General features: G+C 54.8%; 21 protein-coding genes. 13 read left to right on the forward strand and 8 right to left on the reverse strand.

The features are described 5' to 3' along the window. The first annotated feature begins 17 nt into the window (after window positions 1–17). The 7 genes from mhpC to mmuM all read left to right on the forward strand — a co-directional run bounded on the left by mhpC (window position 18) and on the right by mmuM (window position 7,538). A complete protein-coding gene (mhpC, locus tag OGY67_RS16760; protein WP_048214822.1) occupies window positions 18–884 on the forward strand; it encodes a 2-hydroxy-6-oxonona-2,4-dienedioate hydrolase in 867 nt (288 codons plus the stop codon). 9 nt (window positions 885–893) lie between these two features. Further along, entirely contained in the window at window positions 894–1,703 is an 810-nt protein-coding gene (gene mhpD / locus OGY67_RS16765) for a 2-keto-4-pentenoate hydratase (protein ID WP_286574241.1), read from the forward strand. Next, the gene (mhpF, locus tag OGY67_RS16770) at window positions 1,700–2,650 is read left to right on the forward strand and encodes an acetaldehyde dehydrogenase (RefSeq protein ID WP_186413674.1); all 951 of its coding nucleotides are present in this window, start codon (window positions 1,700–1,702) and stop codon (window positions 2,648–2,650) included. Before mhpD ends, mhpF begins: the two co-directional genes overlap by 4 nt. Then, on the forward strand, window positions 2,647–3,660 hold the full coding sequence (gene mhpE, locus OGY67_RS16775; RefSeq protein ID WP_032942491.1) for a 4-hydroxy-2-oxovalerate aldolase: 1,014 nt from the start codon (window positions 2,647–2,649) through the stop codon (window positions 3,658–3,660). Before mhpF ends, mhpE begins: the two co-directional genes overlap by 4 nt. A gap of 69 nt (window positions 3,661–3,729) precedes the next feature. Next, entirely contained in the window at window positions 3,730–4,941 is a 1,212-nt protein-coding gene (mhpT, locus tag OGY67_RS16780) for a 3-(3-hydroxy-phenyl)propionate transporter MhpT (RefSeq protein ID WP_286574244.1), read from the forward strand. Window positions 4,942–5,215: 274 nt separating this feature from the next. Continuing rightward, window positions 5,216–6,619: an S-methylmethionine permease gene (gene mmuP, locus OGY67_RS16785; RefSeq protein ID WP_001373486.1), complete on the forward strand. Its 1,404-nt coding sequence runs from the start codon at window positions 5,216–5,218 to the stop codon at window positions 6,617–6,619. Continuing rightward, window positions 6,606–7,538 carry a homocysteine S-methyltransferase gene (gene mmuM / locus OGY67_RS16790; RefSeq protein ID WP_167820258.1) on the forward strand — a complete coding sequence of 311 codons (933 nt, stop codon included), beginning with the start codon at window positions 6,606–6,608 and terminating at the stop codon, window positions 7,536–7,538. The genes mmuP and mmuM overlap by 14 nt, the downstream gene beginning before the upstream one ends. Window positions 7,539–7,801: 263 nt before the next feature. Here mmuM and fbpC read toward each other — a convergent pair whose 3' ends face one another. The 6 genes from fbpC to OGY67_RS16820 form a co-directional block, all read right to left on the reverse strand. Continuing rightward, window positions 7,802–8,848 carry a ferric ABC transporter ATP-binding protein gene (gene fbpC / locus OGY67_RS16795; RefSeq protein WP_286574246.1) on the reverse strand — a complete coding sequence of 349 codons (1,047 nt, stop codon included), beginning with the start codon at window positions 8,846–8,848 and terminating at the stop codon, window positions 7,802–7,804. An 11-nt stretch (window positions 8,849–8,859) separates the two neighbouring features. After that, on the reverse strand, window positions 8,860–10,938 hold the full coding sequence (locus OGY67_RS16800) for an ABC transporter permease (RefSeq protein WP_008783887.1): 2,079 nt from the start codon (window positions 10,936–10,938) through the stop codon (window positions 8,860–8,862). A gap of 68 nt (window positions 10,939–11,006) precedes the next feature. Next, complete coding sequence (locus tag OGY67_RS16805) at window positions 11,007–12,038, reverse strand: ABC transporter substrate-binding protein (RefSeq protein ID WP_057067130.1); 1,032 nt, start codon at window positions 12,036–12,038, stop codon at window positions 11,007–11,009. Beyond that, window positions 12,035–13,339: an MFS transporter family glucose-6-phosphate receptor UhpC gene (gene uhpC / locus OGY67_RS16810; RefSeq protein ID WP_003830933.1), complete on the reverse strand. Its 1,305-nt coding sequence runs from the start codon at window positions 13,337–13,339 to the stop codon at window positions 12,035–12,037. Before uhpC ends, OGY67_RS16805 begins: the two co-directional genes overlap by 4 nt. A gap of 85 nt (window positions 13,340–13,424) precedes the next feature. Then, complete coding sequence (locus OGY67_RS16815; RefSeq protein WP_286574247.1) at window positions 13,425–14,966, reverse strand: MASE1 domain-containing sensor histidine kinase; 1,542 nt, start codon at window positions 14,964–14,966, stop codon at window positions 13,425–13,427. Continuing rightward, complete coding sequence (locus OGY67_RS16820) at window positions 14,966–15,595, reverse strand: response regulator transcription factor (RefSeq protein ID WP_286574248.1); 630 nt, start codon at window positions 15,593–15,595, stop codon at window positions 14,966–14,968. The genes OGY67_RS16815 and OGY67_RS16820 overlap by 1 nt, the downstream gene beginning before the upstream one ends. Before the next feature lie 337 nt (window positions 15,596–15,932). On the opposite strand from OGY67_RS16820, the gene tauA reads away from it, so the two are divergent. Genes tauA through tauD form a run of 4 tightly spaced genes read left to right on the forward strand, consistent with a single transcriptional unit; the run spans window position 15,933 to window position 19,352 of the window. Then, a complete protein-coding gene (tauA, locus tag OGY67_RS16825) occupies window positions 15,933–16,895 on the forward strand; it encodes a taurine ABC transporter substrate-binding protein (protein ID WP_003830936.1) in 963 nt (320 codons plus the stop codon). 14 nt (window positions 16,896–16,909) lie between these two features. Further along, window positions 16,910–17,677: a taurine ABC transporter ATP-binding subunit gene (gene tauB, locus OGY67_RS16830; RefSeq protein WP_048235995.1), complete on the forward strand. Its 768-nt coding sequence runs from the start codon at window positions 16,910–16,912 to the stop codon at window positions 17,675–17,677. Then, a complete protein-coding gene (gene tauC / locus OGY67_RS16835; RefSeq protein ID WP_008783892.1) occupies window positions 17,674–18,504 on the forward strand; it encodes a taurine ABC transporter permease TauC in 831 nt (276 codons plus the stop codon). The genes tauB and tauC overlap by 4 nt, the downstream gene beginning before the upstream one ends. Continuing rightward, window positions 18,501–19,352: a taurine dioxygenase gene (gene tauD, locus OGY67_RS16840; RefSeq protein WP_204191551.1), complete on the forward strand. Its 852-nt coding sequence runs from the start codon at window positions 18,501–18,503 to the stop codon at window positions 19,350–19,352. The genes tauC and tauD overlap by 4 nt, the downstream gene beginning before the upstream one ends. A gap of 77 nt (window positions 19,353–19,429) precedes the next feature. On the opposite strand, the gene hemB is transcribed toward tauD, so the two are convergent. Further along, window positions 19,430–20,404, reverse strand: a complete 975-nt coding sequence (hemB, locus tag OGY67_RS16845) for a porphobilinogen synthase (RefSeq protein WP_003830941.1) — start codon at window positions 20,402–20,404, stop codon at window positions 19,430–19,432. A 500-nt stretch (window positions 20,405–20,904) separates the two neighbouring features. Here hemB and ehaB point away from each other — a divergent pair, with 500 nt between their 5' ends. Both ehaB and iprA read left to right on the forward strand, forming a co-directional pair. Further along, a complete protein-coding gene (gene ehaB, locus OGY67_RS16850; protein ID WP_286574249.1) occupies window positions 20,905–23,826 on the forward strand; it encodes an autotransporter adhesin EhaB in 2,922 nt (973 codons plus the stop codon). A gap of 89 nt (window positions 23,827–23,915) precedes the next feature. Next, window positions 23,916–24,539: a hydrogen peroxide resistance inhibitor IprA gene (gene iprA / locus OGY67_RS16855; protein WP_003830944.1), complete on the forward strand. Its 624-nt coding sequence runs from the start codon at window positions 23,916–23,918 to the stop codon at window positions 24,537–24,539. Between the two features lies 1 nt (window position 24,540). Here iprA and ampH read toward each other — a convergent pair whose 3' ends face one another. Beyond that, on the reverse strand, window positions 24,541–25,698 hold the full coding sequence (ampH, locus tag OGY67_RS16860) for a D-alanyl-D-alanine-carboxypeptidase/endopeptidase AmpH (protein ID WP_003830945.1): 1,158 nt from the start codon (window positions 25,696–25,698) through the stop codon (window positions 24,541–24,543). Window positions 25,699–25,847 lie beyond the last annotated feature (149 nt).

Genomic DNA, 25,847 nt, shown 5'->3' on the forward strand with positions numbered 1-25,847 from the left:
ATATGCAGGAGAACATCATGACTTACCAACCGCAAACCGAAGCCGCTACCAGTCGTTTTCTGGAGGTGCAGGAAGCAGGCGAAACCCTACGCGTGCATTTCAATGACTGTGGGCAGGGCGATGAGACCGTCGTGCTGTTGCATGGCTCTGGTCCTGGCGCGACGGGCTGGGCAAACTTCAGCCGTAATATCGATCCGTTGGTACAGGCCGGATACCGGGTGATCCTGTTGGATTGTCCTGGCTGGGGCAAAAGCGATGGGATCGTTAACCGCGGTTCGCGATCCGATCTCAACGCCCGCATCCTGAAAAGCGTGGTCGATCAGTTGGATATTCAAACAGTCCACCTGCTGGGTAACTCGATGGGCGGTCACAGTGCTGTGGCGTTTACCCTGAGCTGGCCGGAGCGCGTGGGCAAACTGGTATTAATGGGCGGCGGAACGGGCGGCATGAGCCTGTTTACCCCGATGCCGACCGAAGGTATCAAGCGCCTGAATCAGCTGTATCGTGAGCCGACCATCGAGAACCTGAAGCTGATGATGGAGATCTTTGTCTTCGACACCAGCGACCTGACCGAGGCGTTGTTTGAGGCGCGCCTGAATAACATGCTGTCGCGTCGCGATCACCTGGAAAACTTTGTCCAGAGTCTGGAGGCCAACCCGAAACAGTTCCCGGATTTCAGCCCGCGTCTGGGTGAAATCAAAGCCCAGACCCTGATTGTCTGGGGACGCAATGACCGCTTTGTGCCGATGGATGCCGGTCTGCGCCTGCTTTCCGGGATTGCCGGTTCTGAACTGCACATCTACCGCGACTGCGGGCACTGGGCGCAGTGGGAACATGCGGATGCCTTTAACCAACTGGTGCTGAATTTCCTCACACGCCCTTAAGGAACGGACATGACGAATCGTAATCTTGAGCAGCTAGCCGCCGATTTACGTCAGGCTGAAGAAAAAGGGGAAGCCATCGCCCCGCTGCGTGAATTAATTGGTGTGGATAACGCCGAAGCGGCCTACGCCATTCAGCGCATCAACGTGCAGTACGACGTGGCGCGCGGGCGTCGCGTGGTCGGGCGCAAAGTGGGGCTGACGCACCCGAAAGTGCAGCAACAGCTGGGTGTCGATCAACCGGACTTCGGTACGCTGTTTGCTGATATGTGTTATGGCGATAACGAAACCATCCCGTTTTCCCGTGTGCTGCAACCGCGTATTGAAGCCGAAATTGCGCTGGTGCTGAACCGCGATCTGTCCAATACCGACACCACTTTTGACGAGCTTTACAACGCCATAGAGTGGGTACTTCCCGCGCTGGAAGTGGTCGGCAGCCGTATCCGCGACTGGTCGATCAAATTTGTTGATACCGTGGCGGATAACGCCTCCTGTGGCGTGTATGTGGTCGGCGGTCCGGCACAGCGTCCGGCAGGATTAGATCTGAAAAACTGCGCGATGAAAATGACGCGCAACAACGAAGAGGTCTCCAGCGGGCGCGGCAGCGAATGCCTGGGACATCCGATCAACGCCGCCGTCTGGCTGGCGCGCAAAATGGCCAGCCTCGGCGAGCCGCTGCGTGCCGGAGACATTATTCTCACCGGAGCGTTAGGTCCGATGGTGGCGGTGAATGCGGGCGATTGTTTTGAAGCCCATATCGACGGTATTGGTTCAGTCGCCGCCACCTTTTCAGCGGCGGTTACAAAAGGAAGTCAGTCATGAGTAAGCGTAAAGTCGCCATTATCGGCTCCGGCAACATCGGTACCGATTTGATGATAAAAATTCTGCGTCACGGCGTGCATCTGGAAATGGCGGTGATGGTCGGTATCGATCCAGAATCTGATGGCCTGGCGCGTGCCCGACGCATGGGCGTTGCCACCACCCATGAAGGGGTGACAGGGCTTATCGACATGCCGGAATTCGCTGATATCGACATTGTGTTTGACGCCACCAGCGCAGGCGCGCATGTGAAGAACGACGCCGCGCTACGTGCCGTTAAACCAGGCATCCGCCTGATCGACCTGACGCCCGCGGCAATCGGTCCTTACTGCGTGCCGGTGGTGAATCTGGCAGCCAACGTTGATCAGCAGAACGTCAATATGGTGACCTGCGGCGGACAGGCAACCATCCCAATGGTGGCGGCAGTTTCTCGCGTGGCAAAAGTCCATTACGCCGAGATTATCGCCTCGATCGCCAGTAAATCGGCGGGGCCGGGTACCCGCGCCAATATCGACGAGTTTACCGAAACTACCTCGAAGGCGATTGAAGTGGTCGGCGGCGCGGCAAAAGGCAAAGCCATTATTGTCCTTAACCCGGCCGAGCCGCCGCTGATGATGCGTGACACGGTGTATGTGCTGAGCGAAGCGGCCTCTGAGGTTGAAGTTGAAGCGTCGATTAATGAGATGGCGGCGGCGGTGCAGGCCTACGTGCCGGGCTATCGCCTTAAACAGCGTGTCCAGTTTGAAGTCATCCCGGAAGATAAACCGGTGAATCTGCCGGGTATCGGCCAGTTCTCTGGGCTGAAAACCGCGGTGTATCTGGAAGTGGAAGGCGCGGCGCACTATTTACCAGCCTACGCGGGCAACCTCGACATTATGACCTCCAGCGCGCTGGCGACCGCTGAGAAGATGGCGCAGTCCCTCGCTCGTCAGGCAGGAGAAGCAGCATGAACGGTAAAAAACTCTATATCTCTGACGTGACCCTGCGCGACGGTATGCACGCCATTCGTCATCAATATTCGCTGGAGAATGTGCGCCAGATAGCCAAAGCGCTGGACGACGCACGGGTTGATTCTATTGAAGTGGCCCACGGCGACGGTTTACAAGGTTCCAGCTTTAACTACGGCTTTGGTGCGCACAGCGACCTGGAGTGGATTGAAGCGGCGGCGGACGTGGTGAAGCATGCCAAAATTGCCACGCTGTTGCTGCCGGGTATCGGCACTATTCATGACCTAAAAAATGCATATCAGGCCGGCGCACGGGTAGTGCGCGTGGCGACCCACTGCACTGAAGCAGACGTGTCGGCCCAGCATATTCAGTATGCGCGTGAGCTTGGCATGGATACCGTCGGCTTTCTGATGATGAGCCATATGACCACACCGGAGAACCTGGCGCAGCAGGCGAAGCTGATGGAAAACTACGGAGCGACCTGTATTTATGTGGTCGATTCCGGCGGCGCAATGAACATGAGCGATATTCGCGCCCGCTTCCGCGCACTGAAAGCGGTGCTGAAGCCGGAAACAGAAACCGGAATGCATGCGCATCACAACCTGAGTCTTGGGGTGGCGAACTCCATTGCCGCGGTAGAAGAGGGGTGTGACCGTATCGACGCCAGCCTGGCCGGGATGGGCGCAGGCGCGGGCAACGCGCCATTGGAGGTATTTATCGCCGCTGCGGATAAGCTTGGTTGGCAGCACGGCACCGATCTCTATGCACTGATGGATGCCGCCGACGATTTAGTGCGTCCACTACAAGACCGCCCGGTGCGGGTGGATCGTGAAACGCTGGCGCTGGGCTATGCCGGGGTGTACTCCAGCTTCCTGCGTCATTGCGAAGTGGCGGCAGCACGTTATGACCTGAGCGCAGTAGATATTCTGGTGGAACTGGGCAAACGTCGGATGGTGGGCGGACAGGAAGATATGATCGTCGACGTAGCGCTGGACCTGCGCAACCGCAAATAAAAAATGATAACGCGGCTGGCAACGTATCAGCCGCGATTCACCTGCATCGTGACCTCAGAGGGACATCTTATGACGACCCGTACCCCCGCATCTTACCGCCTGACGTTGACCGTTGGGCTTTGCTTTTTAGTTGCCCTGATGGAAGGGCTGGATTTACAGGCCGCCGGTATCGCTGCCGTCGGTATCGCCCACGCGTTTGCGCTGGATAAAATGCAGATGGGCTGGATCTTCAGTGCGGGCATTCTCGGGCTGCTGCCCGGTGCGCTGGTGGGTGGCATGCTGGCTGACCGCTACGGCCGCAAGCGTATTCTCATTGCCTCTGTGGCGCTGTTCGGCCTGTTCTCGCTGGCGACGGCGATTTCCTGGGATTTCTCATCGCTGGTTTTTGCCCGTCTGATGACCGGTGTCGGGCTGGGCGCGGCGTTGCCGAATCTGATCGCGCTGACCTCCGAGGCGGCGGGCCCGCGTTTTCGCGGTACGGCGGTGAGCCTGATGTACTGCGGCGTGCCGATTGGCGCGGCGCTGGCGGCGGCGCTTGGGTTTAGCGGTCTGGCCTCCGCCTGGCAAACGGTGTTCTGGGTAGGCGGGGTGATCCCGCTGTTGCTGGTGCCGCTGTTGATGCGCTGGCTGCCGGAATCACAGGTTTATACCCAACAAACGCAAGTGGCCGCCGCACCGCTGCGTGCCCTGTTTGCGCCAGCGACGGCGAGTGCCACGCTGCTGCTGTGGTTGTGCTATTTCTTCACCCTGCTGGTGGTGTATATGCTGATCAACTGGCTGCCGATGCTGCTGGTGGAGCAGGGCTTTCGACCATCGCAGGCGGCAGGCGTAATGTTTGCTCTGCAAATTGGCGCGGCCAGCGGCACGTTAATTCTCGGGGCGTTAATGGATAAACTGCGCCCGGTGGTGATGTCGCTGCTGATCTACACTGGGATGTTGGCTTCGCTGCTGGCGCTGGGTACGGTGTCGTCATTGAGCGGCATGCTAATGGCGGGATTTGTGGCCGGGATGTTCGCCACCGGCGGGCAAAGCGTGTTGTATGCGCTGGCGCCGCTGTTTTACAGCACGCAGATCCGCGCCACAGGTGTGGGCACCGCCGTCGCAGTCGGGCGTCTGGGGGCGATGAGCGGCCCGCTGCTGGCAGGGAAAATGTTAGCGCTCGGTACCGGAACGGTAGGGGTGATGGCGGCTTCTGCGCCGGGCATTTTGCTGGCAGGCCTGGCGGTATTTATTCTGATGAGCCGCAAATCGCAGATGCCGCTCCCGGCCAGCGGTGCTTAAGCATTCATCCGGTTGTGTGAGTGGGGAGATTTGGTTCCTACTTCCGGGTGAACGCCGTCAGTCAACTGTGTTGCCAAAGTTTAGATAAAACATGGCAACGGAGGCGTTATGAGCTGGCGGCCCTTTTTGTATCTGATTATTAATCCCCACCCGCTATTAAGCGCCCGACGCGGTCATCTGCGTCTGGTGCAGGGTTGACTTTGCATTCTGTTAACAAACGCGGTATAACAAACCTTCTTTGGATGTTTAGATGTCCATACGTTTAGAAGGTTATATGCAAACAACACAACAAAATGCGCCACTGAAGCGCACAATGAAAACGCGTCACCTGATTATGCTTTCCTTGGGCGGCGTGATTGGCACAGGATTATTCTTCAATACCGGGTACATCATCTCCACCACTGGAGCGGCGGGAACGCTGCTGGCCTATCTGATTGGCGCGCTGGTGGTCTGGCTGGTTATGCAGTGTCTGGGCGAGCTGTCGGTCGCGATGCCGGAGACCGGGGCGTTTCACGTTTATGCCGCGCGCTATCTTGGTCCGGCTACCGGGTATACCGTGGCCTGGCTCTACTGGCTGACCTGGACTGTGGCGCTGGGTTCGAGCTTTACCGCCGCCGGATTCTGTATGCAGTACTGGTTTCCACAGGTGCCGGTATGGGTCTGGTGCGTGGTGTTCTGCGCGATTATTTTTGGTCTGAATGTTATCTCCACGCGCTTTTTTGCCGAAGGGGAGTTCTGGTTCTCCCTGGTCAAGGTGGTCACTATCATCGCCTTTATCATCCTCGGTGGGGCGGCGATTTTCGGCTTTATTCCGATGCAGGATGGCTCGCCCGCGCCGGGGCTGAGTAATATCACGGCGGAAGGCTGGTTCCCGCACGGTGGCTTACCGATTCTGATGACTATGGTTGCAGTGAACTTTGCTTTTTCGGGTACCGAGCTTATCGGCATTGCCGCCGGTGAAACGGAAAACCCGCGCAAAGTTATCCCGGTAGCGATTCGTACTACCATCGCGCGACTGATTATTTTCTTTATCGGCACCGTGTTTGTGCTGGCAGCGCTGATCCCGATGCAGCAGGCGGGCGTGGAGAAAAGCCCGTTTGTGCTGGTGTTTGAGAAAGTAGGGATCCCGTACGCCGCTGATATTTTTAACTTCGTGATCCTGACGGCTATTCTTTCTGCAGCGAACTCCGGGTTATATGCCTCCGGGCGCATGCTGTGGTCGCTGTCGAATGAACGTACGCTACCGGCCTGTTTTGCGCGAGTAACGAAAAACGGCGTGCCACTGACGGCGCTGTCGGTCAGTATGCTCGGTGGTGTGCTGGCGCTGTTTTCCAGCGTGGTGGCCCCGGACACGGTATTTGTTGCGCTGTCGGCAATCTCCGGGTTTGCGGTGGTAGCGGTGTGGCTGAGTATCTGCGCCTCGCATTTTGTTTTTCGTCGCCGTCATCTGCAACAAGGTAAGGCATTGAGTGAATTACATTATCGCGCGCCGTGGTATCCGCTGGTGCCAGTATTAGGTTTTGTGCTGTGCCTGGTGGCCTGTGTAGGGCTGGCATTCGATCCAGCGCAGAGAATTGCGTTGTGGTGCGGGTTACCGTTTGTTGCGTTGTGCTATGGTGCTTATTTCCTTACTCAACCCCGAAACGCAAAACAGGAGCCAGAACATGTCGCAGAATAATCCGTTACGCGCTCTCCTCGATAAACAGGATATCCTGCTGCTGGATGGCGCGATGGCGACGGAGCTGGAAGCGCGAGGGTGTAACTTAGCCGACAGCCTGTGGTCAGCCAAAGTGCTGGTAGAAAACCCGGAGCTTATCCGCGAAGTGCATCTTGATTACTATCGGGCGGGGGCGCAATGCGCGATCACTGCCAGCTATCAGGCGACGCCGGCGGGCTTCGCCGCGCGAGGTCTGGATGAAGCGCAGTCGAAAGCGCTGATTGGCAAAAGCGTGGAGCTGGCGCGTAAAGCCCGTGAAGCGTATCTGGCAGAGAACCCGCAGGCGGGAACGCTGCTGGTGGCGGGATCCGTCGGGCCTTACGGCGCGTATCTGGCGGATGGCTCTGAATACCGTGGCGATTATCATTGTAGCGTTGAGGCATTTCAGGCGTTTCATCGCCCGCGCGTGGAAGCCTTGCTGGATGCCGGGGCCGATCTGCTGGCCTGCGAAACCCTGCCGAATTTCGCCGAGATTGAGGCGTTGGCTGAGCTGTTGACCGCATATCCGCGTGCGCGGGCGTGGTTCTCATTTACCCTGCGCGACAGCGAGCACCTGAGCGACGGTACGCCGCTGCGTGACGTGGTTGCGTTGCTGGCGGGTTATCCGCAGGTGGTGGCGCTAGGCATTAACTGTATTGCGCTGGAAAACACCACCGCTGCGTTGCAGCATTTACACGGTTTAACGGTGCTGCCGCTGGTGGTGTATCCGAACTCGGGCGAGCATTACGATGCCGTGAGCAAAACCTGGCATCATCACGGTGAACATTGCGCGCAGCTGGCGGATTATCTGCCGCAGTGGCAGGCCGCTGGCGCACGGTTAATTGGCGGGTGCTGTCGCACCACGCCTGCGGATATTGCCGCGCTAAAAGCGCGAAGCTGAGGGTTTTATCGGGTCTACATCGTTCATTGTAGGCCTGATAAGCGCAGCGCATCAGGCATTGCCGGATGGCGGCGCAAGCGCCTTATCCGGCCTACATCGTTCATTGTAGGCTTGATAAGCGCAGCGCATCAGGCATTGCCGGATGGCGGCGCAAGCGCCTTATCCGGCCTACATCGTTCATTGTAGGCCTGATAAGCGCAGCGCATCAGGCATTGCCGGATGGCGGCACAAGCGCCTTATCCGGCCTACAAAGCCACAAAACGTTATGCCGCATCCGCCAGAACAAACATGCCGTACGGATGGATTTCAAGATAATACTGCTCGCCGACGTCCGGTTGCAGACGCGTAGCGTTGACCTGCAATAAAATCTCCTGCCCGTGCCATTCCACCGTCACTTCATACTGCGGCCCCATATAGGCGACATGGCGGATCACGCAGCGCTGGCTCTCCTCGCCGCGATCGCTGAGCGTGATCGCTTCCGGGCGCACACCGACCATCCCTTCACCCTGTGTAGCAAAGTGCAGCGGGCGCGGCAGATGATAGCCGTAGATATCAACGTATCCGTCGCTGAAGGTTGCCGGGAACAGGTTGGCATCGCCCATAAAGCTCGCCATAAAGCGGGAGGCGGGCTGGCGGTAAAGATCCTGCGGTGAGCCGATCTGCATGATGTGTCCCTTGTTCATCACCAGCACGGTATCGGAAACCGCAAAGGCTTCGCTCTGATCGTGGGTGACGTACAGCGAGGTGATATCAAACTGCTTTTGCAGCTCGCGGATCTTGTCGCGCATGCTGCGACGCAGGTTGGCGTCGAGGTTACTCAACGGCTCATCAAACAGCAGCACTTTCGGCTTGAGGATCAGCGCGCGGGCCAGCGCCACGCGCTGCTGCTGACCGCCGGAGATCTGGTCGACAAAGCGGTCTTCGAATCCTTCCAGATCCACCATCGCCAGCGCCTCTTTGACGCGGGCTTTCAGCTCTGCGCGCGGTACACCGAGCATTTTCAGGCCATAACCGACATTCTCTCCCAGCGACATATGCGGGAACAGGGCATAGGACTGAAACACCATGCAGATATCGCGCTGCTGAATAGAGCGATGGGTGACGTCTTCGCCATCAATGAAAATTTGCCCTTCGCTCGGTTTTTCCAGCCCGGCAACCAGGCGCAAAATAGTGGTTTTGCCGCAGCCGGATGGTCCGAGCAGCGTCACCATTTGCCCCTGCGGGATGGTGAGGTTGATATTGTCGATTACCGTATTACTGCCAAATCGTTTAGTGACGTTGCGCAGTTCAACGAAATTTTTCTGAGTCATAGTGCGCTCCATTACGCCTGGTTTTTGGCTTTTGAACGGGAGGTACGTGATTCACCGATCAGCCAGTCAAAGATGAAAATAATCGCCAGCATCACCACGATCAGAATGGAACCGTAGGCAATCGCTACACCGTATTCGCCATCTTCCACGCGGTTCAGGATGTAGGCCGTCGCTACGCGGGTATCCGGCGTGACGAGGAACACGATGGCGCTGACGGTGGTAATGGCGCGCACAAAGCTGTAAATCAGCGCCGAGAGGATCGCCGGGCGCAGCAGCGGCAGCAGGATGTGCGTAATAGTACGCAGAGAACCGGCGCGCAGGCTGAGTGAGGCTTCATCCAGTGATTTATCGATTTGGCCCAAGCCCGCGATGCCTGCGCGGATACCGACCGGGACGTTACGCATCACCATCGAGATAATCACGATGGCGGCGGTGCCGGTGAGATACACCGGGGCGCTGTTAAATGCCAGAATGTACGATACGCCCGCGACGGTGCCCGGAACGGCAAAGCACAGCATGGTGGTGAACTCGATGGTCTTCTTGCCTTTAAACTGCTGGCGCACCACGATCCATGCGATCAGCAGGCCGAAGATCGCGGTGATCGGCGCGGCAATCCCGGCGTAGAGCAGGGTGTCGAGCAGTGAAGGCCACGCGCCGTCGCTCATCCCCTGACCGAACAGTTTGGTAAAGTTCGCCAGCGTCAGGGTGTAGTCCACGCCCCAGTTGACGGTGAAACTGCCGTAGAAAATGCTGCCGTAGAGCAGGGCGTTAAAGGCAATCCACACTGCCAGCAGCGCGACCACACTCCATACCAGCGTTACCGGCAACGGCTGTACGTCGCCCCGGTAGGATTTGCCGGAAACGGTGACGTATGAGCGTTTACCAATCCACATATACTGCACGCAGAACACCAGCAGCGAAAACAGCAGCAGGAAGGCACCCAGCGTACTGGCGGCCTGGTAGTCAAGCTGCGAACCGGTGATGTAGAAGTAGATTTGCGTTGCCAGCACGTCGAAGTTACCGCCGAGCACCAGCGGGTTACTAAAGTCAGCCAGCGACTGCACGACCACAATCAAAAAGGCGTTAGCCAGTGCGGGTTTCAGCAGCGGGACAAACACGCCGTTAAAGGTCTGCCAGCGGCTGGCACGCAGGGTGTATGACGCTTCTTCCAGCGACGGATGAATGGTTTTGATTGCTCCGTCGAGGATCATAAACGCCATCGGCGTAAAGGCCAGAACCTGCGCCAGCCAGATGCCGGTAAAGCCATACAGCCAGTTGGTGTTGGTTAAACCAAACCATTCGACCATAAACTCGGTGATGTAACCGGAGCGTCCCATCATCAGCGTGACGCCTAAACCGACGACAAACGGCGGAGTGACGATCGGCAAAATCGAGAAGATACGTCCGATTATGGCGCTACGTCTGGCGATACGGGTGGTGTAGATAGCCAGTACCAGACCAAAGAAGGTACAGCCGACGCCGACGGCAATCGACAGCATAATTGAGTTGAGGATCACCTGAATAATATGTGCCTGCGACAGCACATTCATAAACGCCAACGGGGCAAATTCCCCGGCGTCGTTGGTGAACATCGGAATGAAAATGGCGATACTCGGCCAGACGATAAAAATACCGATCAGCGCGACAATCGCGGTAAGCGAGCCGATGACGAAACGGTCACCGCCCAGCCATTCGAGGCGGGTGAGCGCCAGGGTCATGATTGCGCCAAGCGCCACAAACAGCACGATGGTGGCATAGCCTAAGCCGCGCCCCTCAAGGGTGGCGCTGGCGACAATAAAGGCCATACAGAAAAATGCCCAACCCGCGTCAAGATAATGGCGGCTGCGCTGTTCGCGCCTGGCTTCATGGAATGGGCGCACCAGCAGCAGGCTTGGCAGCAGATACCACAGCCAACTGATATTGAACTGCGACCAGCCGTAGGCGGCGAGTATTTCTTCCCGCGTTGACTCCAGCAGACCGTAGTCCAGGCTCCAGCTAGGCAGCAGGGCAAACGCCAGCCAGCCGAGCAAAACCCAAAGAAATATCGCATCCCGTTTTTTCACGGGATGGAGTGCAAGTGTGTGTGACATAGCGTTTCCGGTAATGTAGGCCGGGTAAGGCGTTTACGCCGTACCCGGCAAATGAACGCAACGTGGGCTTATTTACCCATCTTAACTTCGCTAACCCACTTATTGATCAACGCCTTACGTACGTCAGTCGAGCCGTACTTATCCATGTCGTAATTGATAAGCTTCAGGTCGTCGAGCTTCAGCGAGTTAGGGGAGGTCTCGGCGGTGGTGTTGGTCAGGATCTGATAGGATTTCCCTTTCTTCCACGCCAGCTCTTGCGCGTCTTTCGACAGCACCCAGTCAACGAACAGTTTGGCGTTGTCGATGTTGCGCGCACCTTTCAGGATGCTGACGCCGCCGATTTCATAACCGGTGCCTTCGCATGGAGAAATCAGCTCCAGCGGTGCGCCCTGTTCTTTTTCCAGCGAATAGTCGTGCAGGAAGCCAATGCCGATAGCCGTTTCGCCGCGGGCGGCGTTACGCGCCGGGGCAATGCCGGATTTGGTGTATTGAGAGACGTTGGCGTTTAGCTGTTTCAGGTAATCAAAGGCCTGATCTTCACCCCACAGTTGAGCAAAGGTCGCCAGCGCGGTGTAGGCGGTACCGGAGCTTTGCGGGTCAGCAATCTGGATTTCGCCCTTGTATTCCGGTTTGGTCAGATCCTTCCAGCATTTTGGCACCGGCAGGTTTTTCTCTTTCAGGCGCTGGGTATTAACGCCAAAGCCCAGAATACCGACGTAAACCGCCGAAGAGAGATTACCTTTGACCTTCGCGGGATCGCGGAATTTCTCCATGATCTGTTCGAGGTTTGGTGATTTATACGGCTGCAGCAGACCCATTTCACCGGCCTGGGATTGCGGATCCAGCGTACCGCCGTACCACACATCCGCCTGCGGGTTTTTCTTCTCTGCATCCACTTTCGCCAGCGTACTGCCAGAGCCGTTGCGAATGAATGAGGTTTTCACATCATATTTTTCACCGAAGGCTTTGGTTTCGGTTTCGCACATCTCGTTGGTGGCGCTGCAATACACCACCAGACGGCCCTGCGCCTGGGCTGCGTTGCTGAAGGCTGCCAGCGTCAGAGCGGAAGCGATCAGGGTAGAGGTAAGCGTCAGTTTCATTGTTTTATCCTTTGACTGAGAGAAGGGGTAATGCCCGCAATGAGCAACGGCATCAGCAATAAACCCATAAAGACAGCGGCAACCGAGAGCAAACTGAACATTCCCGACCAGCCGTAATGTTCTATGACCAACGACAGCGGCCAACCCGCCAGCGCGGCCCCCAGATAGGCGAACAGCCCGAGAAAACCGGTAATTGAACCTGCCGCCGCTTTGTGTCCGCATTCAACGGCTGCGAGGCCAATTAGCATCTGTGGGCCAAACACAAAAAAGCCCACGGTAAAGAAACACACTGCCAGTAACGCGTAGTGGTGCACTGGTGCCAGCCACAGTGCGGCGACGGAAACCATCAGCCCCAGCGTGAACAGCAAAATCATCGGCGCACGCTGACCGCTGAACAGCAGATCCGATCCCCATCCGGCAAACAGCGCCCCCAGCAAACCGCCAACTTCGAATAGCATCACCGTGGCATTAGCGCTGAGCAGATTCACACCGTGGCTTTCCGTCAGCCAGATGTTGCCCCAGTCGTTCAGCGCAATGCGGATCAAATAGACCAATACATACGACACGCCGAGCAGCCAGATCATCGGGTTTTTCAGCATGGTAGTGCGCAACATTTGCCACAGCCCCATCGGCGGGCTTTGCTGCTCCTGACGTAGCTCCAGCGGGTCATGCCGCCATTCCCCAACCGTGGGTAACCCTTCTTCCTGGGGCGTGCCTTTCAATTGCAGGGTGAGCCAGATTCCCAGTGCCATACTGATTATCCCCGGTGCCAGCATGGCCGCCTGCCAGCCCCACCAGTGGGCGGCAAAAGCGCTAATTAGTGGGATAATGGCGCCACCGATGTTGATCGACATATTCCAGCAGCCCCACCAGAAGCCACGTTCATTGCGCGAGTACCAATGGGTTAGTAGTCGGGCACAGGGCGGCCAGCCCCAGCCCTGAAAAAATCCGTTCAGCGTCCAGACCACCAGCAGCAGCGTCAGCGATTCACCAAAGGCGAACAGCACGTTTAAAACGCCGGTAGCAAACAGACCAATACCCATAAACGCACGTTGTCCGTGGCTGTCGTGCCACAGCCCGGCGGTGAATTTCGACAGACCATAGGTCAGATAAAACAGTGACCCAAGCAGGCCGATATCGCCTTTATCCAGACCCAGATCCGTTTGCAGCGCCGGGAGGACATAGTTAACGCTTTTGCGCGTCAGATAAAACGCGGCGTAACCAATTACCATACACATCAGCAGCCGGGGGCGTAGCGCCCGGTATTGTTGGTCTGTTTCGCTGGCTGAGCGTGTATGCATGGCAGTCTCCGTTTGTGCTGACTATAGGAAAGTGAAAGCAAAAGGGGATGAGAGAAAGTCCGCAGTGACTAAGACTTTTTCCTGGTTAGCGGCTGGTTTGTTGCAAATTTGTGGGCAGGTTAACAATTACTCGCGTGCCGTTGTTTGATTCGAGCGTCAGTTCACCGCCAAGGGCGCTCACCCGCTCACGCATCCCCTGGATACCGAAACCGGGAATTTTTTCTGGCAGAATACCAACGCCGTTGTCAGCGACGTCCAGAAACAAGCAATGTTCCCGCTGGCGCAGCGTAATCGACACATCGCTGGCATCGGCATGTTTGCAGACGTTATTGAGTAACTCCTGCAACAGGCGATACAGCGTGAAGCGCACCGTTTCGTTTTCTGGCGTATTTTCTAGCTGATAATCAAAGCGGCAGCGAATACCCCGTTCAGCAAAAGCAAATTCATTCACCAGATGATGTAGTGCATCTTTAAAAGACAGTTCATCGAGCGCGGGGGGGCGCAGCTGGCGCAGCAGCTGACGGGTGGAGTGGTGAATACGCCGGGCCAGGTCGTTGATTTGATTCGCAGCCTCAAGCGTTTGCTCACGACCCGGTGCACGTTTGACCAGTTGCGACTGAATTTGAATGGCGGTGATGTTCTGACCAATTTCGTCGTGCAGTTCCCGCGCCAGGCTTTTGCGCGTGTTTTCTTCGGTGCGGATCAGCTGTTCGGTCAGCGCGCGACGCGCCGCCAGTTCGGTTTCCAGACGCTGGCGATAATGGTGCAGGTTTTGCGCCAGATGCTGCTGGCGGCTGATGGCGATCCCCAGCCCTATACCCAGCAGAGCCTGGGTGGCGAGGAAAATCTCCAGCTCCAGTAAGTTACTGAACCCGACGCCGATTTGCCGGGCGATAGTGATCATCATACTGCCGAGCAATCCTGACAACACGCCGCCCTGCCAGCCAAATTTCCACGCCATCACCACGTTTGGTAAAAACACCACGATTAGCAACAGGCGCTCGATCTCCGGCGACAGCACCATCTGAGTACCGATGCCAATAATAAAAAACAGGCTACACCAGATGATAAGCGAGGTGCGCAGCGGGGGATTGGTGGTATCCAGCCCGAGCAGATGATAGCGGTGCTGCTGGCGCAGAAATTCATAGATCAGATAAACAAACGGCGTCAGCAACACGCCGCCGGTAAACGACGCCAGGCCAATCAGCGTTGCCGGGCTCTGGATAAACGGTGAAAGCAGGGCGGTATTGAGCAATGAGGTGAGCGTTACGGCGGCCAGCAGCAGCGTTAAGCGTTGCCAGTAAAGGGGAAAGCGGTGCCAGTATGACTGGCCGATGCTCGCCGGAATCAGGCTAATTAACGGCGCAGCCAGCAGGATATAGCCATTCAGTAATTGCTCGCTGTGCAGCCAGAACAACATCAACACCGGCGGCAGTATCAGCGCGGGCCAGTAACGGCGAGAAAGCAGAATTAACAGCGCGAGATAGACGCCGTGCGGCAGAAATAGCGCCGCCTGCTGGCCGTTGTGGGTCAGGTAAAACCCCAGCGTCCACAGCATCAGCCAGCCCGATCCCCAGGACAGCAGAATAAACAGAGAAATAACCCAATGCCGAAGGCTACGCGACATTAATGCCCCGTCAATAGCTGGTGGTCGAGGGCAAAATGCACCAGATCGATGGTGCTGTGGCATTGCAGTTTGCCCAGCACGTTCGCCCGATGAACGTGCACCGTCTTGTGGCTGAGGTCGAGCTTAAAGGCGATCTCTTTTACGCTGTCGCCTTTGACCAACAGATCAAACACTTCACGCTCGCGCGGGGTCAGAACTTCCAGAACCTGCGCGGGCTGCTCGCCGCCGCGTAGCGCACGCAGCGCATCGGCACACAGGTAATGTCCGCCCAAGCCCACCGAGCGTACCGCCTGCACCAGTTCTTCCGGGCCGCAGCGTTTGGTCAGGTAACCACTGGCGCCAGCGTCCAGCGCGCTTTGCACAAACGTGGGCGAGTCATAAATGCTGAGAATAATGGCGCGAAAACCGGGCTTCTGCGCCCGCAGTCGTTTTAACAGGCTCAGGCCATTTTCATCCGGCATGGCGATATCCATTACCGCGACGCTGACATCATCATGCAGAAGTGCAGGCCAGGCCTCCGCCGCGCTGCTGTACTGACCGGTAACGTTCAGATCGTCTTCGAGACTGAGTAATTGCGCAAAGCCGGAACGCACCACCACATGGTCATCCACCAGCACAACATGAATCATGATATTGCTCTCTTGCTGACAATGGCCTCTATGATGCCTGCCAGCGCCGCGCTGGCAATCATCGTGGCGCGGATATGTAACGAATGTAACAAAATCGCAATAATTTGCCGGGTGTTGTAGCGAGTGTAGGCCTGATAAGCGCAGCGCATCAGGCATTGATTGCCGGATGGCGGCGCAAGCGCCTTATCCGGCCTACGTTCTGTAATGAGCGAAATAGCTAACTATTGCCGCTTTTTTTCTAAAAACGCTTTGTTCTTAGCCAGAATTTTTAATTCCTTTATCAAAATGTGCCGCAACGAAATACTGCCTCCATAACAAGACAGGGGAGCAGACAATCATGGCTATTTCATCGCGTAACGCACTTCTTGCCGCACTGGCATTCATCGCATTTCAGGCGCAGGCGGTGAACGTCACCGTTGCTTATCAGACCTCCGCCGAACCTGCCAAAGTGGCGCAGGCGGACAACACGTTTGCCAAAGAGAGCGGGGCGACCGTTGACTGGCGCAAATTCGACAGCGGGGCGAGCATCGTTCGTGCGCTGGCATCCGGTGATGTGCAGATCGGTAATCTTGGCTCCAGCCCGCTGGCGGTCGCTGCCAGTCAGCAGGTGCCTATTGAGGTTTTCCTGCTGGCATCAAAGCTCGGCAATTCTGAAGCGCTGGTGGTGAAGAAAAACATCAGTAAACCGGAAGATTTGATTGGCAAACGCATTGCCGTGCCGTTTATATCCACCACCCATTACAGCCTGCTGGCGGCGTTGAAACATTGGGGGATTAAACCCGGCCAGGTGGAGATTGTGAACCTGCAACCACCAGCGATTATTGCCGCATGGCAGCGCGGAGATATTGATGGTGCATATGTCTGGGCACCTGCGGTCAACGCGTTGGAAAAAGACGGAAAGGTGTTAACCGACTCCTCGCAGGTTGGCGAGTGGGGGGCACCGACGCTGGACGTGTGGGTGGTGCGCAAAGATTTTGCCGAGAAGCATCCTGAGGTGGTGAAAGCCTTTGCCAAAAGCGCTATCGATGCCCAGCAGCCTTATATCGCTAATCCTGATGAATGGCTGAAGCAGCCGGAGAATATCAGCAAACTGTCGCGTTTGAGCGGCGTACCGGAGGCGGATGTTCCGGGGCTGGTGAAAGGTAACACTTATCTGACACCGCAACAGCAAACCGCTGAGCTAACCGGCCCGGTGAACAAAGCGATTATCGACACCGCGCAGTTCCTTAAAGAGCAGGGCAAAGTCCCTGCTGTCGCGACAGATTACAGCCAGTACGTTACCGATCGCTTCGTGCAATAAATAAGGAGGCGATGATGCTGCAAATCTCTCATCTTGCCGCCAGCTACGGTGGAAAACCGGCGCTGGAGGATATCAACCTGACGCTCGATAGCGGTGAACTGCTGGTGGTACTCGGGCCTTCCGGTTGCGGGAAAACCACGTTGTTAAATCTGATTGCCGGGTTTGTGCCGTATCAGCATGGCAGCATCACGCTGGCGGGTAACAGGGTTGACGGTCCGGGGGCAGATCGCGGGGTCGTGTTCCAGAACGAAGGACTGCTGCCCTGGCGCAACGTGCAGGACAACGTGGCTTTTGGGCTGCAGCTGGCGGGCGTGGACAAGCCGCAGCGTCAGCGTATTGCTCTGGAGATGTTGCAGAAAGTCGGGCTGGAGGGCGCGGGAAAACGCTTTATCTGGCAACTTTCCGGTGGACAACGTCAGCGCGTCGGCATTGCGCGGGCGCTGGCGGCCAACCCGCAGCTGTTGCTGCTGGATGAACCCTTTGGTGCGCTCGACGCCTTTACCCGCGAGCAGATGCAAACCCTGCTGCTGAAGCTGTGGCATGAGACTGGCAAACAGGTGCTGCTGATTACCCACGATATTGAAGAAGCGGTGTTTATGGCGACAGAACTGGTATTGCTGTCCCCAGGACCAGGCCGGGTACTGGAACGTCTGCCGCTCAATTTCGCCCGTCGCTTTGTGGCCGGAGAGTCGAGCCGCAGCATTAAGTCCGATCCGCAGTTTATCGCCATGCGCGAGTACGTGTTAGGTCGTGTCTTTGAACAACGGGAGGCATTCTCATGAGCGTGGTGATTAATGATAAACCCCGTCGCCAGCGGGTGCTGAACTGGCGCTGGCCGTTCTCGCGGCAGATTACCTTAAGCCTTGGTACGTTGGCCGTCATTCTGGCGGTGTGGTGGACGGTGGCGGCGCTGCAGTTAATCAGTCCGCTGTTTTTACCGCCGCCGGGACAGGTTTTACAAAAGCTGATCGTCATTGCCGGGCCGCAAGGGTTTATGGATGCCACGCTGTGGCAGCATCTGGCGGCGAGTCTGACACGTATTGTTATCGCGCTGCTGGCGGCAGTGCTGCTGGGCGTTCCGGTTGGGATCGCGATGGGGCTGAGTCCGACGATGCGCGGCATTCTCGATCCGATCATTGAACTGTATCGTCCGGTTCCTCCCCTGGCCTATTTACCGCTGATGGTCATTTGGTTTGGCATCGGTGAAACCTCCAAGATCCTGCTGATCTATCTGGCGATTTTCGCCCCTGTGGCGATGTCGGCGTTGGCGGGGGTGAAAAGTGCGCAGCAGGTGAGAGTGCGCGCCGCGCAGTCGCTGGGGGCCAGCCGTGCGCAGGTGCTGTGGTTTGTTATTTTGCCGGGGGCATTACCGGAGATCCTCACCGGGTTACGCATCGGGCTTGGCGTGGGTTGGTCGACGCTGGTGGCAGCTGAACTGATCGCTGCCACGCGAGGGTTAGGATTTATGGTGCAGTCAGCCGGTGAGTTTCTGGCAACGGATGTGGTGCTGGCAGGGATTGCGGTCATTGCCGTTATCGCATTTATTTTAGAACTGGGTCTGCGCGCGCTTCAGCGTCGCCTGACGCCCTGGCATGGAGAAGTACAATGAGTGAACGTCTGAGCATTACCCCGCTGGGGCCGTACATTGGCGCACAAATCACTGGTGCGGATTTGACGCGTCCGCTGAGCGATAATCAGTTTGAACAGCTTTATCATGCGGTACTGCGCCACCAGGTGGTGTTTCTGCGGCAGCAGGTGATTACGCCACAACAGCAGCGGGCACTGGCGCTGCGTTTCGGCGATCTGCATATTCACCCTGTCTATCCACATGCCGAAGGGGTAGAGGAAATTATCGTGCTGGATACCCATAACGATAATCCGCCGGATAACGACAACTGGCACACCGATGTCACCTTTATCGACACGCCGCCTGCCGGGGCGATTCTGGCAGCAAAAGAGCTGCCATCGGCCGGGGGAGACACTCTATGGACCAGCGGAATTGCCGCTTATGACGCATTGTCTGAGCCGTTTCGTCAGCTGTTGAGTGGCCTGCGGGCAGAGCATGATTTCCGTAAATCGTTCCAGGAATATAAATACCGCAAGACACCAGAAGAGCATCAGCGCTGGCTGGAGGCGGTCGCTAAACATCCACCGTTGCTACATCCGGTGGTGCGGACCCATCCGGTAAGCGGTAAACAGGCACTGTTTGTGAATGAGGGATTTACTACGCGAATTGTCGATGTGACGGAAAAAGAGAGCGAGGCGTTACTAAGCTTTTTATTCGCCCATATCACCAAACCGGAGTTTCAGGTGCGCTGGCGCTGGCAGCCCAACGATGTGGCGATTTGGGATAATCGCGTCACGCAACATTATGCCAATGCGGATTATCTGCCGCAGCGGCGTATTATGCACCGGGCGACGATCCTCGGGGATCAGCCTTTTTATCGGGCAGGGTGATTGTTGGTGGGGTTTTACTTATCGGGCCTGGAACTGTCGGCCCGATAAGGCGAAGTCGCCATTCGGCAACAAAGTGGCTAGCGCAGGATTTTTTTCTCGGCCAGATCCAGTGCGAAGTAGCTGAAGATCAGATCCGCGCCAGCGCGTTTGATCGAGCCTAAGCTTTCCAGAACCACTTTCTCTTCATCTATTGCACCTGCCATCGCCGCGAATTTGATCATCGCGTATTCACCGCTGACCTGATAAGCGCCAATCGGCAGCTCGGTGCGCTCGCGGATATCACGCAGAATATCGAGATACGCGCCAGCCGGTTTCACCATCAGGCAGTCTGCGCCCTGGGCTTCATCCAGCAGCGATTCACGAATCGCTTCACGGCGATTCATCGGGTTCATTTGATATGTTTTACGATCGCCTTTCAGCGCCGTGCCTGCGGCTTCACGGAACGGGCCGTAGAAAGAAGAGGCAAACTTGGTGGAGTAGGACATGATCGCAGTATCGGTGAAGCCCGCGGCGTCCAGCGCCTGGCGAATCGCCTGTACCTGGCCGTCCATTGCGGCGGAAGGGGCGATGAAATCTGCGCCCGCTGCTGCGGCAACAACTGCCTGTTTGCCGAGGTTAGCAAGGGTTAAGTCGTTATCAACGCCGTGTTCGCATAATACACCGCAGTGACCGTGCGAGGTGTATTCACAGAAACAGGTATCGGACATGACGATCATTTCCGGTACGGTCTGCTTACAGATACGCGACATGCGCGCCACCAGACCGTCTTCTTTCCAGGCATCGCTGCCGGTCTCATCGGTGTGATGAGAAATCCCGAAGGTCATGACCGAGCGGATGCCTGCATTAGCAATACGTTCGATTTCGCGCGCCAGGTGTTTCTCTGGTATGCGCATCACGCCGGGCATGGCGTCGATAGCTTTGTAATCGTCGAGTTCTTCTTCAACAAAGATCGGCAACACCAGGTCATTTAAGCTGAGTGTTGTCTCTTCAAACATAGCGCGCAGCGCAGGGGATTTGCGCAGGCGACGAGGGCGTTGGATTAGGTCTGTCATGGTATGCCTGATGTTTGTGGAATCGAAGGCCGTAGTATACCCGAACCTGAGGGCGAGGGGTTTACGAAAGTTGGCGTTATGCCGAGGTTATGTTGATGTTATCAATGCTTGGTATTATGTGTTATCTCTATTTTTGCAATTATGACTATTTTAAATAGTGATTAGTTTTATGGTGAATTTAGTTTAATTTAATTTTTAATTAAGTGGCGAGATTTAACGGTATTTATTTACTGACGTTTAATTTTTAAGTTAATCATAAGTTTAATATATTGTTTTGCCAATGGTTTTACATGTAACTGTCTAAAATAAAAATGATTTTTACGTTTATTTGCTGTTTCGAATAATTTGCATGTCTATTGTCCGTAATCGGACTTAAACCAAAGAATAATTGAACCTTTCCTTTGTGAAACCGCATAATCTTCCCCGCGAAACATAAAATGTTTTCTTTGCATTGATAATTGATGGATCAACTATATTACGTCCCTGAGGAGGGATGACAAATGCACACTTGGAAAAAGAAACTTGTAGTCTCACAATTAGCATTAGCCTGCACTTTGGCAATCACTTCTCAGGCGAATGCTTCAACTGATATCTCTGGGACCACCTACACAACGTTTGCTCATTATAATGACGCATCCTATGCGGATGGCGTCTATTATGATGGATATGTTGGTTGGAACAATTACGACACCGATAGTATTTATAACGGTGATATTTATCCGGTAATCAATAACGCCACTGTCAACGGCGTTATTTCTACTTATTATCTGGATGATGGGCTGTCTACTAACACCAATAACAATAGCCTGACGATTAAAAACAGCACCATTCACGGTATGGTGACATCCGAATGTATGACCACGGATTGTACTAACCGTTCGGGTACTGACTATTACTACGATCGCCTGGCGATGAACGTCATCAATTCAACTATCGATGACAACTACGAACATTATACCTACAACGGTACGTATAATGACGCAGCTGACACACACGTTGTCGACGTTTATAACCTGGGTACGGCTATCACTCTGGATCAAGAAGTTGATCTGTCTATCTCCGCCAACTCTCATGTCGCTGGCATAACCCTGACTCAGGGTTACGAGTGGGCAGACATTGACGATAATACCGTCAGCACTGGCGTAAACAGCAGTGAAGTATTTAACAACACTATCGCTGTCAGCGATTCTACCCTGACCTCTGGTTCATGGACTGACGAAGGCACCACCGGTTGGTTTGGTAACACCAGCAATGCAAGCGACTACAGCGGCTCTTATACTGCAGACGATATTGCATTAGCGGTTATTGCTAATCCAAATGCGGATAACGCGATGCAGACCACCGCAACGTTTAACAATTCCACACTGATGGGTGACGTGCTGTTCTCCAGCAACTTCGATGAGAACTTCTTCCCGAACGGTGCTGACACTTATCGTGATACCGATGCTGACCTGGATACCAATGGTTGGGACGGTACTGACCGTCTGGATCTGACACTGAACAACGGCAGTAAGTGGGTCGGCGCGGCAATGTCCGTGCACCAGGTTGACACCGATGGTGACGGCGTTTATGACAGCTACGCTGCAGGCACTGAAGCCACCGCTACGCTGATCGACATCACCGCTAACAGCCTGTGGCCGGATTCAACCTACGGTATTGATAGCGACACAACTTCTTATGACGAAAATGGTCATGTAGTTGGCAACGCTGTCTACCAGAGCGGCCTGTTCAACGTCACGCTGAACGGTGCTTCACAGTGGGATACTACCAAAACTTCCCTGATTGATACCCTGAGCATCAACAGCGGTTCTGTCGTCAACGTGGGTGATTCTGAGCTGGTTGCTGACTCTATCTCTCTGACCGGTGCTTCTGCACTGAACATCAACGAAGATGGTCACGTTGCGACGGATACGCTGTCTATCGACAACAGTACTGTCACAATCGCCGATGATGTTTCTGCTGGCTGGAATGTGCTTGAAGCTGCGCTGTATGCAAACACCATTAACGTCACTAACAACGGCGTTCTGGATGTGGGTAACAGTACCGGTAATGCACTGCAGGTTGATACCCTGAACCTGACTAGCTACACCGACGCTTATAACCATGTTAACGCGGGTGTTTTCGACATCAACAGCACTGACTATGTGCTGAATGCTGATCTGACCAACGATCGCACTAACGATAAATCTCAGTCTAACTACGGTTATGGCGTGATCGCGATGAACTCTGATGGTCATCTGACTATCAACGGTAACGGCGATTCCGACACCTCAGGCGATCAGTCTGAAGTTGATAACTATGGTGACCATGTAGCGGCGGCAACCGGTAACTATAAAGTCCGTATCGACAACGCGACTGGCGCAGGTTCTGTTGCGGATTACAAGGGTAATGAGCTGGTCTACGTTAACGACGCGAACAGCACTGCGACCTTCTCTGCAGCTAACAAAGCTGACCTGGGTGCTTACACCTATCAGGCACAGCAGCAGGGTAACACCGTTGTTCTGCAGCAGATGGAACTGACAGACTACGCGAACATGGCGCTGAGCATTCCGTCTGCTAACACCAATATCTGGAACCTGGAACAAGATACCGTTGGTACTCGTCTGACTAACGCGCGTCATGGTCTGGTTGATAACGGTGGTGCATGGGTTAGCTACTTCGGTGGTAGCTTCGATGCAGATAATGGCACCATTAACTACGATCAGGATGTTAACGGCATCATGGTCGGTGTTGATTCCAAAATTGATGGTAACAACGCTAAGTGGATTGTCGGTGCTGCAGCAGGCTTCGCGAAAGGTGATATGAGCGACCGTACCGGTCAGGTGGATCAGGATAGCCAGACTGCCTACATCTACTCTTCTGCTCACTTTGCCAACAACATCTTTGTTGACGGTAACTTAAGCTACTCTCACTTCAACAACGATTTGACTGCTAACATGAGCAACGGTCAGTATGTTGATGGAAGCACCTCTTCTGATGCCTGGGGCTTTGGCTTGAAACTGGGTTATGACCTGAAACTGGGTGACGCAGGTTACGTAACGCCATACGGCAGCGTATCCGGTCTGTTCCAGTCTGGTGATGACTATAAGCTGAGCAACGACATGAAAGTTGACGGTCAGTCTTATGACAGCATGCGTTATGAACTCGGTGTCGATGCAGGTTATACCTTCGCTTATAGCGACGACCAGGCGCTGACCCCGTACTTCAAACTGGCCTACGTTTACGACGACTCTAACAACGATTCTGACGTAAACGGCGACTCTATCGACAACGGTGTAGAAGGTTCTGCGGTACGTGTTGGACTGGGTACTCAGTTCAGCTTTACCAAAAACTTCAGCGCATACACCGATGCTAACTACCTCGGTGGTGGCGATGTTGATCAAGACTGGTCTGCAAATGTTGGTGTTAAATATACCTGGTAAGACATCTCTTGTTGTTAAAGAAAAGATAATCTAACTCAGAAAAATGCCCGTCACGGATTTGACGGGCATTTATTGCAAGGGATGCCCAAATGTTGTCTGCAAATAAACCGCTTGTGGAATTTGGTAAGCTTGATAAATGTTTGTCAAAATATGGCAAACACTTTGAGTGTGATAACGATAAAGAAATAATTTATTCCAGTGATATAAACAGTGACGATACCTTTATCATTTTAAATGGTGTAATTTCCCTGAGGCGAGGGGAGAATGTGCTGGTCGGTATTGCGCAGGCACCGTTTATTATGGGGCTTTCAGATGGTGTGATAAAAACAGATATACAATACAGATTAATCACGGAAAGCGATTGTACGGGATACCATCTACCCGCCTCGCAAACAATTAATATAATTGAAGAGTGCCAGCTTTGGCGTGAAGCTTTTTGTTGGTTGGCATGGCAAAACTCCATGCTTGAATTACGCGATCTGCAGTTGATCGGCAACAACTCCTACGATCAGATCCGCGCGACATTGATCTCTATGACGAAATGGGATGAAGCCCTTCGTTCACGCATCGGCGTTATGAACTATATTCACCAACGCACACGAATTTCACGCTCGGTTGTCGCTGAGGTTCTCGCAGCATTGCGTAAAGGCGGTTACATTGAAATGAATAAAGGCAAACTGGTGTGCATTAACCGTTTGCCTTTTGAGTATTGAATCAGGATGCAGGAATGACCTGTGGCTTGTACCCGCTCAACTCTGCAACCAGTTCGTTGATACCGTCGCTCATATTGGTAAAACGGGTCAGCGGAGAGCGCGTCACTACGACAAATGCCCCAACGTTTTGCTGTGGGATCATCGCCATATAGGTAATGAAGCCACCGCCGCCACCGGTTTTTTGAATAATTCCCGGTCTGCCATTCTTCGGCGCCATGTAGACCCAGCCCAAACCAAGCGCATCGGCTCTGCCTGGAACGTCCATTCCCACCACTTTAGTTAACTGCGTACGCTGGTAAATCAGCGTCTGCATCCGGTCGGCCTGCTGGCTACGATGATAAAAGTCAGAAGAAAGATACTGCTGCATCCAGCGCATCATATCGCCAGGCGTTGAATAGACGCCGCCGCTGCCCATCGCTGCCAGCGTATTGTTACAAGGACTGGCACCTTTTTCCGCGACCATCAGGCGTCGGCACTGATCGGGAGATGGCGTAAAGGTGGTGTCTTTCATCCCCAGCGGACGGGTGATTTTTTCTTCAAACAGCTGCGGATAAGGCTTACCGGACGCGGTACCCAGCGCATCGGCCAGCAGATCAAACGCCAGGTTGGAATAAGAAGCCTGCGATCCTGGTGCGGCTTTAAGCGTAGCCGTTGAGAGATAGCTCCAGCGCTGCTCGCGGGTTGGCCAGACAAATACCGGGCGCTTGGCCGCGCCGCCTGGCTGTTCGCGCGGCAATGCGCTGGTATGCGTCGCCAGATTCACCAGCGTAATTGGTGTTCCTTGATAAGTGGGTACGCGTGCGCCAGGAGGTGCATATTTACTCAATGGATCGTTGAGTTTGACCGTGCCCTGATCGAGTAATTTCACCAGCATTTCGCTGGTCATTAATTTGGTAATTGAGGCAATGCGGATTACGGAATCCAGTTGCGGGTGAACATTATTGCCGGGGCGTGTTTCACCAAAACTGCGAAATACACGCTGATTACCATCAATCACCACGAGCGCCATCCCCGTAGCACCACTGCCGTAAAATATATGGTCGGCATAACGATCAACGATATCAGAGGCGAAGACCGGATCGGTTATAGGCTGTGCCGCCTGGACAGATGTCAATGACGCCGCACACAGCGCGGCAGAAAAAAGCAGACTACGTTTCAACGGTGGTGTCCATGAGTTAGAGAAAGTGAAAAAGGATGTCGTGCGTATGCGTATTTATACTACTCATCGGCGTATTGCAAAGCGCTTATCAACCAATGATAGTGGGAAAAACGTAACGATGAGTAAACACAGGAGTTTCCTGGATTGCG

Source organism: Citrobacter sp. Cpo015 (genome assembly GCF_030333035.1).
GTDB classification, from domain to species: domain Bacteria; phylum Pseudomonadota; class Gammaproteobacteria; order Enterobacterales; family Enterobacteriaceae; genus Citrobacter; species Citrobacter portucalensis.

Coding starts and splice junctions, on each gene's coding strand:
- fbpC (WP_286574246.1), bottom strand. CDS start 8,848: ATGACTCAGAAAAATTTCGTTGAACTGCGCAACGTCACTAAACGATTT.
- hemB (WP_003830941.1), bottom strand. CDS start 20,404: ATGACAGACCTAATCCAACGCCCTCGTCGCCTGCGCAAATCCCCTGCG.
- OGY67_RS16800 (WP_008783887.1), bottom strand. CDS start 10,938: ATGTCACACACACTTGCACTCCATCCCGTGAAAAAACGGGATGCGATA.
- tauA (WP_003830936.1), top strand. CDS start 15,933: ATGGCTATTTCATCGCGTAACGCACTTCTTGCCGCACTGGCATTCATC.
- mhpF (WP_186413674.1), top strand. CDS start 1,700: ATGAGTAAGCGTAAAGTCGCCATTATCGGCTCCGGCAACATCGGTACC.
- mmuM (WP_167820258.1), top strand. CDS start 6,606: ATGTCGCAGAATAATCCGTTACGCGCTCTCCTCGATAAACAGGATATC.
- tauD (WP_204191551.1), top strand. CDS start 18,501: ATGAGTGAACGTCTGAGCATTACCCCGCTGGGGCCGTACATTGGCGCA.
- OGY67_RS16815 (WP_286574247.1), bottom strand. CDS start 14,966: ATGTCGCGTAGCCTTCGGCATTGGGTTATTTCTCTGTTTATTCTGCTG.
- OGY67_RS16805 (WP_057067130.1), bottom strand. CDS start 12,038: ATGAAACTGACGCTTACCTCTACCCTGATCGCTTCCGCTCTGACGCTG.
- ehaB (WP_286574249.1), top strand. CDS start 20,905: ATGCACACTTGGAAAAAGAAACTTGTAGTCTCACAATTAGCATTAGCC.
- tauB (WP_048235995.1), top strand. CDS start 16,910: ATGCTGCAAATCTCTCATCTTGCCGCCAGCTACGGTGGAAAACCGGCG.
- mmuP (WP_001373486.1), top strand. CDS start 5,216: ATGCAAACAACACAACAAAATGCGCCACTGAAGCGCACAATGAAAACG.
- OGY67_RS16820 (WP_286574248.1), bottom strand. CDS start 15,595: ATGATTCATGTTGTGCTGGTGGATGACCATGTGGTGGTGCGTTCCGGC.
- iprA (WP_003830944.1), top strand. CDS start 23,916: ATGTTGTCTGCAAATAAACCGCTTGTGGAATTTGGTAAGCTTGATAAA.
- mhpE (WP_032942491.1), top strand. CDS start 2,647: ATGAACGGTAAAAAACTCTATATCTCTGACGTGACCCTGCGCGACGGT.
- mhpD (WP_286574241.1), top strand. CDS start 894: ATGACGAATCGTAATCTTGAGCAGCTAGCCGCCGATTTACGTCAGGCT.
- mhpC (WP_048214822.1), top strand. CDS start 18: ATGACTTACCAACCGCAAACCGAAGCCGCTACCAGTCGTTTTCTGGAG.
- uhpC (WP_003830933.1), bottom strand. CDS start 13,339: ATGCATACACGCTCAGCCAGCGAAACAGACCAACAATACCGGGCGCTA.
- tauC (WP_008783892.1), top strand. CDS start 17,674: ATGAGCGTGGTGATTAATGATAAACCCCGTCGCCAGCGGGTGCTGAAC.
- mhpT (WP_286574244.1), top strand. CDS start 3,730: ATGACGACCCGTACCCCCGCATCTTACCGCCTGACGTTGACCGTTGGG.